We start from the raw sequence: 11,309 nt of genomic DNA, 5'->3' as shown, positions 1-11,309 counted from the left end.
TAAAAAATATTAAATTCCATACCAATAACTTACATTAATTATCGTTTAACACTACCCTTTACCTTAATTTATCCGCATAGTTCTTTTGGGTTGCTCGTTATGAGTTTATTTTCTAATTCTACTAATTTTATTAGCATTACTTAACAAATAAGGTTAGCAACAATCGGAGTACTACTTTAAAGGGCTTTGATGTGATGGAACACACCTAACATCGTTGTACAACACTAAAGGTATAGCCCATCCAGAGTAGGAATAAAAACCATGTCCATTAAAGTTGGCGGCATCGATTTAACTAGTAAAAGTTACAATAGACTCAAAGGAGTGGGTTATGAATAATTCAAAACAAATAGGTTACGAAGAATCGATGGATATTAGCCCGCTCTCTCTGCATTCTAATTCTCCGGCTAAAATTCAAGATCCATTTGTTGAGCTTCGAGCTCCATATTGTATGGAGAGATCTCATTGGCATAACCATATTGAAGTCAATATCTTATTTCGTGGCAATATTGAGTACTTAGTTAATTGTGACAAAGTATGGCTATCTGAAGGAGAAATTGTAGTATTTTGGGCAGCAATTCCACATAGGGTAACTGCAGTCGAAGGTGATAATCCACTGATTGGTATAATCAATATTCCTGTACACCAGTTTTTAAGTTGGCCATTAGATGAAGATTTTAGCGCTCATATAATGAATGGTTCTTTAATTACCTCCCCTCAAATACGACTTGTTAGTAAGCACGAATGCGCTCGATGGAAAAACAGTCACTTAATAAACAATATCGGTTTACAACAAATCACTGTAGAAGAGATCGCTCTCCTTATGCGCCGTATTTGCATCACCAATTGGGAACACTCAATAGGTATCAAGTGTGGTACTTTTCAAGATTCAGGCGTCACTCATACATTACAATTCAATGTACAGAAGATGCTAAGTTACATCGCCAATCATCATCACCAACCGATCCAAGTTTCAGACGTCGCGGATTCTGTGGGGCTTCATACTAACTATACGATGAAATTATTTCAAAGAGTAATGAAAATGTCGATCAAAAAATACATTAATACGATGCGATTAAATCACGCTTGCGCACTACTCAGCGATACAACAAAAAGTATTTATGACGTGGGGGTTACGTGTGGCTTTCGGAGCGCAGGTCGTTTTTTCGAACAATTTAAAAAAAACTACAATATGACTCCAAAACAATACAGGAGTCATACCCGCCGAGGGCGATAGTGTTTATTAAAGTAACAACCCACTTCCCTTTTACTTTGATATAAGTTTCGTCGACCTTCTGTAGTGGTACGCTACATTTGGTTACTTAGTTAGAGGTGACACTATGACAAAACGTACAAGACGACTATTATTCTCGGATTTACGTCAGCATTGATAATGATAATCACTTGCATTACCATGTAATCATAAGTTAGACAGTAATAGGTGTCAAAAATGCAGTCAGAACCGGTCACCAAAGTCAAAACGGCACTCCTTACTGGAATATGGGCAACGCTTGTAAGTATTGTTATCGGGTTTACTTTTAAGGTGTGGCTTGCTGGCTGGATGGCAAAAAGTGAACTGACCTTGTTTCATACAGTAGTTGATATTATCTCTCTATCGATGATCCTGATGAGTGGGTTTCGTTCATCTATGGTTGTGGCTTACTCCCAGACTCAAAATGACATAGATATAATAAATATCTTTCGTTTTACTCTGATCTTCGTTGTTTTGATTACTTGGGGGGGAGCGATCCCATATATCAAGCACAGCTTAGATATCGGAGTAGAGTATATACAGTTAGTTGGAATAATCTTTGGTCTTGGATTGAAGCTTTATTTTACGAATCTAATTTCCATGTACCGACTATATTCCATTACTAACCGCACGACTTGGCTTGATCCTACACTTAATGTTTTATTGTTTTTTTTGGGTTATTATCTTGTAGGTTTTAGCGCATTAACTGCATTATTTTATGGCCTGAGCTTATCTTCATTAATGACCGCATTGTATATGTACATTAAACGCAAAAAAACCATATCAACCTTCCCATTTAAACAAGTACACTTAAATGCGGATATGTTTGGCTATGTCAAAAAAAGTGTTACAGCGACACTAGAAGCAGGAGCAAGCATTCTTATGATCTATATCGCCGTTTTGCTTACAGTTAGCTACTTTAGCGTTGATGAATTAGGAGATTTCCAAGTTGTTGTGCGTCCAATATTCACCTATATGACAATGTTATTCGTTTTTCCTATTTACCGATTTGTTCTACCGGAGCTATCGGTCAAAGTACGTAATGGGGAATACTGTGAAATTTTAATGATACGCCGATGGGTGTTTAAGCTTTCATTTATCGTTAGCGGTATCTTCTTTGTAACTATGCTGCTGTTTGGTTCAGACATAGTCGGTTGGTTGTATCCTGAAGAATATAGTAACTCAGTACCACTATTGTTTTATTTTTCTATGTTCTTTGTCTTTATGATGCTTAACGCGTATCAATTAACTTATATTAAGGCCAATGGTTATTTTAAAACTAGCTTATTCATACGTTTATTAGGAATCGTAACTATGGTAGTTATGTTTTATCTAATATCTGCTCTCACTAGTAATGTAGCAGCTATCATCGTTGCTCTTTGCCTTGGATACGTGATGATGTTTATACTTTCCAGCTTCAAAGAAAAACAGATTCGCCAAGCGATGCTGGCTACAAACGGAATTAAATAATAATCAGGGCTGATATCTTTATTATGTATAAAAACGTGATAACTATGACTTATTAAACTATGTTGTCGACATTAGAAAAATATATATAAAAACTGTAACGCTTGTTGTTTTTATTTAGTACTTCCCAAAATATAGCTACATATCTACCGTTATATCAGTGCTTGAAGGTATACAGAATACCATTCAGAACATACATAATAATTCCTCCAGCATTAAGTGCATTATATTTTTTCTATGTGTAGAGTATGTGTTTTACGCTTAAAATTCCATGCTCTTATAGCACATTTGATTACTTAAATACCTTTTGTGGAAGGCCCCGTTAATTATTTATCATGAATCATCCTAATTAACTTGGCAGGCGTCCCGCTATAGAGAGAATTAGAGGTATATCCGTATTGACGACGGAGTTAGCCGCGACCAAAGCACACCAATCGCCACGCCTTGGTTGATGACAACATTACCGCCGACCCACACATAATCCTCAATGATAATTGGACCGCAGGTTGTTTCCTAGTTACAACGTTTAAAATAATTTTATGATGACAATATCAGTCTTCAATGCCCAGCAACATTAAAAACTCTTCACCGTTTGTCTTAATCCGGCATCACCACCAGCCCAAGTGGTTCTAACAATTGCTCTTGCTGCCATGAACAAATTTTCACACCCGTTAGATCAACGCGTCGTGGGTCGAGCCCCTCTAAATCAACGTGGCACAAGTTAGCGTTTTGAAAGCGAAACTGAGGCCAAACATCTGGGGAAAATACGCCTCGGCTCAAGTCTGATCCTGTAAATGACGCGCCTTGAAGATTAGCGCCCACCCAACGGTTTTCGAACAAATCGCACTTCTCAATAACCGCACGCTCGAAGTTGGTGTAAGACAAGTTGCAGTCGGTGATATACGCCGAACAAAAGTACATTTTGTAACTAACTTGGTTAGCAAATCTGGCTCGTGAAAAGTTCGCGCCTTTTAGGTCACACTCACGCAGCTCAATCCCAAAACACTCAGCACCTTCAAAGTTACACATCGCCATCTGACACTGCTTAAAACTCGCGTCTTTCAAGTTTGCGTAATCAAAGTGGCATCCTGCTAAATCCGTTGTTTCAACAAACTTACAATGAATAAAAGCGCTATCACGTAGATCGGCTCTAGAAAAATCACAATGGGTAAACTGACAATGGTCAAACTGATGATCAGATAAATCTTGGTTAGAAAAATCGTGGTGTTCAAAATGTTTATTTTTAAAAATCATGTTAGTGCTCCTACCTTCAGAGGAAGACTAACATCCAGCAATCTAAATACCTAGAAATAGAAATTAATTAAAAACAGTAAGTTACAAAGCGCTCAAATCGCCAATTTAAGGCACCAAATAAGCAATTTAAACTGGGGGTTTTCTTTTATTGGCATGAGCGAGTTTGGAAAATAATTTCTCTTCACTATGGCGCTAAGAGAGGCTCTTTAGTTTCATGCCTAGAAACATAAAGCTGATGCCTTCAATTAACAGCGAAATCCCAATAAACGTACCCAGTAATGCCGTAGAGAATGTTGGGTCATCGAGTAACAAAAAGAAGTACCCACCAATCACTACCGAGACTAAGCCACTGGCAATAATAATACCCCGACTGGGTAAACCTTGATTGCCAAGACCAAAAAACACTCGAGTCAGCCCATTTAATATCATGACTACCACCATCAACATGGTAATGGTGACCAACCCTGCTAGTGGTTTAAATAAAATAAACAGACCACCAATAATGTACAACGCAGCACTGAATACATACCACAACTTATCCTTCCACGAATGGATTGATAAGGTGTGATAGGCCTGCACTAAACCACTAAAAAGTAATACGGCACCAATAAGTGTTGAAATCGTCACGCCGGCAAGTATTGGCAAGCTCATCGCCCCTATGCCAGCCAATGAAATAATGACCCCAACGATGACAAAGTACTTCCAACCTTTAGACAAAAAAGTAGAGTTTGGTGATGGGTTTGAATTTTCCATTGAAAGCCCCTTAAACAATGTTCTGACTGCACAATGAGTCTAGTTCAAGAACGATACATTCGCTCCCTCGAGGTTGCTTTGGTTCAAGGTATTCATTCAACCATGACGGCAGCCATCCGCCCCCCTTAAGCGAAATAATAAAGCGCTCTGTATTCTCATACTTAAGAGCGCTTTAGTCGTATCGTATTCAATGAACAAGCAATGACTTAGCCATCATTAACGAATTATCATTAGCTGTTCACCACGATTTACCTTATAACTTAAACATTCTGGCGCTGCGCGCTGGCAGTGAAAACGCATGGTAACGAGTCGTGACGGTCTCTTTAGCATCACTCAATACATCGTGGTATTCCACATACCAGTTAAACTCATGTTGATACGTATCCACAGTAACAGTTCGAGCTTCACCGCACTTGTTAATACCCACTACCCCTTCCTTACCTCGCTTAAAGAGCAGACTACATTGATCGCTATGCAACACCGTCATTGGCTTTCCTTGCATGGCATTATGGAAACTCAACATACTCTTCATCAATGCACTGTCCCATACCTGCCCCCAACGACCGTTGTCCTTATCTTCGGAGTCGGGTAAATCGTCACTATAAACAAGCGGTGTTCCCCCATCCTTACCCAGAATATAGGCGTAGGCGAGTTGTTCGTCTTGCGGATCCATTATCTGATAACGAAAGCCGTCATTGGTGGGAATATCATGGGTGATGGTAAAGGTAATCGCTCGAGAATCATCAAGCGCTTGACCATAGGCTTTTGGGTCATGCAGCTGATTTAAGCCACCATTCATGGAAAATGCCGAGCGCATTTTGGCAAATAAAGGAAAATCATAAGCTGCATGATTAGTGTTATTAAGATAAGGAGCAAGAAAAGCTTCATAGCCTCCATCACCCTTACCACCACTCGTGATCACCTCACCAAATACGTGCATGCCTGCGGTAATATCAGCAGTAAATATCTGATCTATTTGATATTGGCTCATGTGTTTAACGGCATCAATGCGAAAACCTTTCACGCCCATACTCTTTAACGCATTAAGGTATAAACGTTGCTGAGAAACCACCCAATCATTAGGGTCGAGATCAGGCAATCCCACATCTCCATCACCGCCACATAAGCGCCAATATTGAACATGACCGGGGTTATTCCAATCACTTATGCAGCCCGCGGGGTGAAAGTCATTATCAGAAAATAAACCGTGTTCAAGATTACCGTAAAGGGTCTGACTAGCGTAGTAATCCGAACGATTAGCGTAGTCGCTTAGTACCTCAACTCCAGGGTAGTTTAAGTCACTACGCTTCCAGCTTTCATTGGCCATGTGATTAAGTACCACATCCGCATACACATCGACACCCACAGCTTTCAAGGCTTCAATCATGCTTTGCAAATCTTGTTTGTTGCCTAAGGGAGAATCGATAGTACGAAGATCTTGTGGCTGATAACGCGCCCACCACTCACTACCACTCGATTTCATCGCCGGCGATATCAGTACTTTTTTATACCCTGCTTGCGCAATTTCAGTCGCATTGGTTTTGACATCAGCATACTTCCAATTAAAAGCATGCAAAATAGTGTCAGCATGGCTGATGGCACTGTATCCGCTAAAGGCGAACGCCAGAATGATAAAAGCCCCTGTCCGTTTCATAATATATCTCTCTTATTATTAATTCACCAAGATGATATAAAACCAAACGCCACAACAAACTAAAACCTAATCAGATTTTAATTCAAATCGCCTTCTGTAGAGGTCATATTCACGAATCTGTGCGCTATTTATCCTTAGGAGAGACGGCATACTTAAAATGAAAGTCCATGGTGAAAGCCCATGGTATCAATCAGAGTGATCCTAACAATTCAGCAAATGTGCACCACGCCTCGTGTTTACAAATCCATCACCCATTGCTTGGGGTATCACCTTTTAAGGTGTTAATAGACGCAAACAATTGTAATTCACCTGATATCCATTGCATTCCCTCACAATCTCCCTAAAGTAGATGCTGAAATAACAACTACAGCGTAAACTTGGGCAGAACAACCAGATGAAAAGCAGCCAAGAGCGACGCATCTACAACCACCAGAAATAGACCGTTACCACACTGGGCGCTGGTGGTTAGTCCCAGATAGAAAAGGAGAATCAAGAATGACTCATGAAACAAAGACAATGGAAGTACCTGTCGCGATTGCCGATAGGGTTCAAGCTTTGATTGATGCCTTTGAAGCTAAAGAGAAGTTTAATGCCGAGCGTCAAATCGTGGTGAACAACTTTCTGTCGATGGACAACCTGAGTTGTGAAATGGCCGTTTATAGCCTGGCTCAAGATGAATTACTCGATACGCTTCGTTATGTGTATGAACTCTCCGGCACCAACAGCCGATTTGTCAAAAATATCCTGACCCAGTCCAGAGAGAACCCAAAGAAAATGCTCTCCGACTCTCAACGTTCTTCCGCTAAGAGCCTACTATTCAATCTTCTTAATGACCCTTCGGTTATCTCTGCGATGAAAGAAACGCAATAACGCGCCATTTCTCAGCACCAATAAACCGCTGGGAAAACGAAAAAAGGCTGAAACAAGACTCTCTCTGTTTCAGCCCTCTCGGATTCATTTTACGTACGCTTTACCGATATCGGCTGAGCCAATGCACGACGACAGTCGCGGCATTTTCTTATGAGTGTTTACCGTATCAAGACTTGCTATCAAACAAGGGGACATTCTCACCAATAATGTACTTTTGACGCAGCACACTCGATACCTTGTCCATCGCCATCACAATGACGACCAATATCAAGGTAATAAAGGTCACAACATCCCAGTTCCACAAGCGCATATTTTCCGCGTAGACCAATCCAATGCCTCCCGCTCCAACAAAGCCAAGTACCGCGGCTGAACGCGTATTAGACTCTAATTGATACAAGGTAAGTGCTAAAAAAGTCGGGAATGATTGAGTAAAAATAGCAAACCGATGCTTTTGAATATGATTCGCTCCTAATGAAGTTAAACCTCGGGTCGGTTTTCTATCCACAGCTTCATGACTTTCTGCAAATAATTTTCCAAACAGCCCTAAATCTTGAATAAATACCGCCATCACACCCGCTAATGGCCCTAACCCTACGGCGCGCACAAAAATCATGCCCCAAATCGCCATATCAATACCACGCAGTACATCAAAAATACGCCTAATGAGGATAGCAATGATAGCAAATGGCCCCGTCATCACATTACGGGCAGCAAAGAACGAAAGAGGTAGCGCGACGACCGATGCCGTTAACGTGCCACCGAGTACAATGGCTAATGTGATGCCAATCTGAGAAAAGTAATACGCAAATGGCCAGTTCCAAAAGTCACGCCAAATGAACATGTGCAAAAAGTAACTACTGATTTTGCTATTACCCATTTCCCATTGCTGCTGTGTCACACCATAAAAAGCGAAAAATGTTAGGTAGTACGCGCATACAACCAATGCTGATAGGATAACCACGCGTAAATAGCGGCCCTGGCTGCCAAAGATCTCGCCATTCTCTTGTTTTATCTGTTGCAACGTTTGTGCGTTCATTTTGACTCTCCGCTAATGACTCGTTTACGCAAAAAACCGGACAACATATCAATCAGTGCGACAACAATAATGATCAGCAATAGTGTCATGCTGACTTGATCATGACGTCCCAAGCTAATATTGGTCATCAACTCTTGTCCAATCCCTCCGGCCCCGACTAATCCCAGAATCGTTGACGAACGAAAATTAATCTCAAATCTCAAAAATACATAGGAAAGCACAATCGGTTTGACCTGAGGCCAAAACGCAAACCGTAAACGCTGTAACGGGCTTGCACCAGCGGCGGTTAAACCCCGAATGGGTTTATCTGATACCGTTTCAATAGACTCATAAAACAACTTAGTCAGGCTGCCGATGGTGTGCAGTGCCAACGCCACGAAGCCTGGGAATGTGCCCACGCCATACGCCATGACAAACATCACCGCCCATGCCAGCTCCGGCATCGTACGCAAGAAGGCCACAAAGGCTCGTACCGCCATACGAACCGATGGAGGGGCATACCCATTACCAGCCGCAAGAAACGCTAACATAAGCGCAATAACGGAAGACACTAAGGTAGCGGCCATCGCAACATTAATGGTTTCCCATAACAGCGGTAGCTGAATTGGTAGCCTATAACCCCAGTAAATGAGGGAGCCCGGCACTGCATGCCCCGCTTCATCTCGGCTCGCAAACAAGACGTCCCACGAAAGATTAGGAACGGTATCCAATATATAGTCGAAGAAAGCCGGTGCGTTATTGATAATTTGACTAAGACTGAACTCAGCATAGTGCCCAGAAATCAAATACAACACCATAAACATGGCTGACCACATGAATGCGTCCATTTTTTGCTTACGTCGGATCTGTTGGTAGTAGTGTTCAAACAACATGATGAAAACCAAAATAAGATAGCGGGGTCAAAAACCAAGTAGGCATATCTCCCGCTATAGGTGGGAAAAGAAATTATCGCGAAGCAAACGCTTTATTTTTAAGTAAACGTATCATCTTTGAGTAGACCGACTATCTCTGCGCAAACTTCGTCGCCTTCACCAAATCAATGATCGACTGATATTCGGCAACGCTAGTATCAGCAAGATGTAGCTGTCCACCAGCAGCCTTGCTAAAGCATTCATTGTCTTCTTTAGCGAGTTTCTTCACTGCCGCGACCAAGTCTTCTTTAAATTGAGGGTCAAGTTGATTGCTCACAATCGTCGGACCATTCGCAATCAATGGCGATTCCCAGATAATGCGGATCTTGTCCATTAATTTAGGGTCATGAGTCATATAGCGAAGCAAAGCACCAGCTGTATAGCCTTTCTTGGCATCTCCTAGCATGGATGACCATGTCACCGCAGCATCAAACTGCCCGTTAAGCACACCAACGATGTCTTGCTCATGACCACCAGAAAAGCTCACGGACGTAAAGTAATTATTGAAGCTATTATCCATGTTGCCTCCCAAACGAGTCTCTAACTGATTGTTAGGAATAAGAAAGCCGGATGTTGAGTTAGGATCAGCAAATGAAAAAGCCGTGCCTTTTAAGTCATCAATAGACTGATAGGGACTGTCCTTTTTAACCAAAATGACCGAGTGGTAGCCACGCGAATCATCGCTGTTATCAACGGTAATGCCCACAAGATCTACGGCATTTGGGTCATTTAAATAGATTTCAGCGTATGACTTTGGTGACATATTAATCACTAAATCAATCTTCTTACCCAATAACCCCTGAATAACCGCGTTATAATCGGTTGAATTTCGTATGTTGGTTTTTACGCCCAGCTCTTTATGAAAGAACGTTGCGACACACTGATTATCACCAATCTGATCCGCCGCATTTTGACCACCTAAAATACCGAGATTAATTTCACTGGGTGCCGCCGCTTGCGCATTAAAAGAAAGGGCAGCCGCAATGGCACAACCTACTGAAAAAAGCTTATTCATTTTGTCTTCCTTGTTCATTATGATCGCTGGTGACCGAGGTGCCAGTCAGCAAATTTGTTTATGATCAGCCAACCTGATCCAGTTCATCACCGTACAGGCGATGTAAAACATCATCATTTAATCCTGACGGGTGTCCGTCGTATATCACTCGCCCTTTTGCCAGACCAATAACGCGTGTGCAGTATTGTTGAACCAGTTCAATAGAATGAAGATTCACCATCACTGCGATGCCGTCAGTACTGACTTTTTGCAGCGCTTCCATAATTCTTACGGTGTTTTTAGGATCAAGAGAGGCGACTGGCTCGTCAGCCAGCAGTATTTTGGGCTTTTGCATCATGGCTCGACAAATGGCGACCCGTTGCTGCTGGCCTCCCGACAGATTCTCTGCTCGTTGAAGTGCATAAGGCAGCATGTTTAGCCACTTCAGCAAATGAATGGCTTCTGCTCTATCTTCGTCACTAAATACTTTAAATAACGACTTAAATGTTGAAGTGTGGCTGAGGCGTCCAAGCAGTACATTCGAAATAACATCGAGACGAGGAACAAGACAAAAGTCTTGGAAAATCATGCCACAGTGCGTACGCCAATCGCGGAGTTCTTTACGAGTCATCGACAAGACATTATCGGTAGATAGATCTTTGTGAACATTAAGAATTTCACCACTGGTCGCCGTAATTGTGCCATTAAGTGTGTGTAATAACGTTGACTTACCCGCACCAGAGCGGCCAACAATCGCGACAAACTCTCCCGCATGCAGCGTAAGATCAATTCCATCTAGCACCACTTTGTCGTCTTGATACGATTTAGTAAGTGCGCGAGTCTCTAGCACCTTACGCCCTAATAGGGGTGTGACTACATTACTCGTTTCACTGACAACGGTCAGCTCCGGCGCAATCATCGCCATAACGTTTCTCCGAATCACCTTTCATTTATTTGACAGCTATTTCAACGCAAATAGTTGACGGTTTTTCGATGTTTTTATGACTATGGTATGAACGTTATCAATAGACGACTTTGATATTTTTACAGTTCGATACCGAACATAAGCGAACCTCCCCAGTTAAGTAGTTGACTAAATCAACTAAAAAGCCGACAATCGT

At 41.7% G+C, this 11,309-nt stretch carries 10 protein-coding genes and 1 pseudogene; 3 read left to right on the top strand and 8 right to left on the bottom strand.

What is annotated here, in order from left to right; translation table 11 throughout:
* The first annotated feature begins 328 nt into the window (after nucleotides 1–328).
* Together melR and L4D05_RS11500 are read left to right on the top strand one after the other, a co-directional pair.
* A complete protein-coding gene (gene melR, locus L4D05_RS11505; protein WP_428794071.1) occupies nucleotides 329–1,234 on the top strand; it encodes a transcriptional regulator MelR in 906 nt (301 codons plus the stop codon).
* A 213-nt stretch (nucleotides 1,235–1,447) separates the two neighbouring features.
* On the top strand, nucleotides 1,448–2,719 hold the full coding sequence (locus L4D05_RS11500) for a lipopolysaccharide biosynthesis protein (RefSeq protein WP_428794070.1): 1,272 nt from the start codon (nucleotides 1,448–1,450) through the stop codon (nucleotides 2,717–2,719).
* A gap of 323 nt (nucleotides 2,720–3,042) precedes the next feature.
* Here L4D05_RS11500 and L4D05_RS11495 read toward each other — a convergent pair.
* The 4 genes and pseudogenes from L4D05_RS11495 to L4D05_RS11480 all read right to left on the bottom strand — a co-directional run.
* A pseudogene (locus tag L4D05_RS11495) lies at nucleotides 3,043–3,229 on the bottom strand (sugar O-acetyltransferase); the annotation flags it as partial.
* An 84-nt stretch (nucleotides 3,230–3,313) separates the two neighbouring features.
* Nucleotides 3,314–3,970: a Qnr family pentapeptide repeat protein gene (locus L4D05_RS11490; protein WP_428794069.1), complete on the bottom strand. Its 657-nt coding sequence runs from the start codon at nucleotides 3,968–3,970 to the stop codon at nucleotides 3,314–3,316.
* Between the two features lie 192 nt (nucleotides 3,971–4,162).
* Nucleotides 4,163–4,723 (bottom strand): HdeD family acid-resistance protein, encoded by a 561-nt coding sequence (locus L4D05_RS11485; RefSeq protein WP_428794068.1) that lies wholly within the window; start codon nucleotides 4,721–4,723, stop codon nucleotides 4,163–4,165.
* A 253-nt stretch (nucleotides 4,724–4,976) separates the two neighbouring features.
* Entirely contained in the window at nucleotides 4,977–6,377 is a 1,401-nt protein-coding gene (locus L4D05_RS11480; protein ID WP_428794067.1) for an alpha-amylase family protein, read from the bottom strand.
* A gap of 495 nt (nucleotides 6,378–6,872) precedes the next feature.
* Here L4D05_RS11480 and L4D05_RS11475 point away from each other — a divergent pair, with 495 nt between their 5' ends.
* Entirely contained in the window at nucleotides 6,873–7,247 is a 375-nt protein-coding gene (locus L4D05_RS11475) for a hypothetical protein (protein ID WP_428752922.1), read from the top strand.
* Between the two features lie 166 nt (nucleotides 7,248–7,413).
* Here the strand turns inward: L4D05_RS11475 and phnE (L4D05_RS11470) are convergent, their stop codons facing one another.
* From phnE (L4D05_RS11470) to phnC, 4 genes are all read right to left on the bottom strand, one after another.
* Complete coding sequence (phnE, locus tag L4D05_RS11470) at nucleotides 7,414–8,283, bottom strand: phosphonate ABC transporter, permease protein PhnE (protein WP_428752921.1); 870 nt, start codon at nucleotides 8,281–8,283, stop codon at nucleotides 7,414–7,416.
* On the bottom strand, nucleotides 8,280–9,155 hold the full coding sequence (gene phnE / locus L4D05_RS11465; protein ID WP_428794066.1) for a phosphonate ABC transporter, permease protein PhnE: 876 nt from the start codon (nucleotides 9,153–9,155) through the stop codon (nucleotides 8,280–8,282). Before phnE (L4D05_RS11465) ends, phnE (L4D05_RS11470) begins: the two co-directional genes overlap by 4 nt.
* A 130-nt stretch (nucleotides 9,156–9,285) precedes the next feature.
* Nucleotides 9,286–10,209 (bottom strand): phosphonate ABC transporter substrate-binding protein, encoded by a 924-nt coding sequence (gene phnD, locus L4D05_RS11460; RefSeq protein WP_428794065.1) that lies wholly within the window; start codon nucleotides 10,207–10,209, stop codon nucleotides 9,286–9,288.
* 64 nt (nucleotides 10,210–10,273) lie between these two features.
* The gene (phnC, locus tag L4D05_RS11455; RefSeq protein ID WP_428794064.1) at nucleotides 10,274–11,113 is read right to left on the bottom strand and encodes a phosphonate ABC transporter ATP-binding protein; all 840 of its coding nucleotides are present in this window, start codon (nucleotides 11,111–11,113) and stop codon (nucleotides 10,274–10,276) included.
* Nucleotides 11,114–11,309 lie beyond the last annotated feature (196 nt).

The organism is Vibrio nomapromontoriensis, assembly GCF_050337205.1.
GTDB classification, from domain to species: domain Bacteria; phylum Pseudomonadota; class Gammaproteobacteria; order Enterobacterales; family Vibrionaceae; genus Vibrio; species Vibrio nomapromontoriensis.
This window is presented reverse-complemented; position numbering and strand designations above follow the sequence as displayed.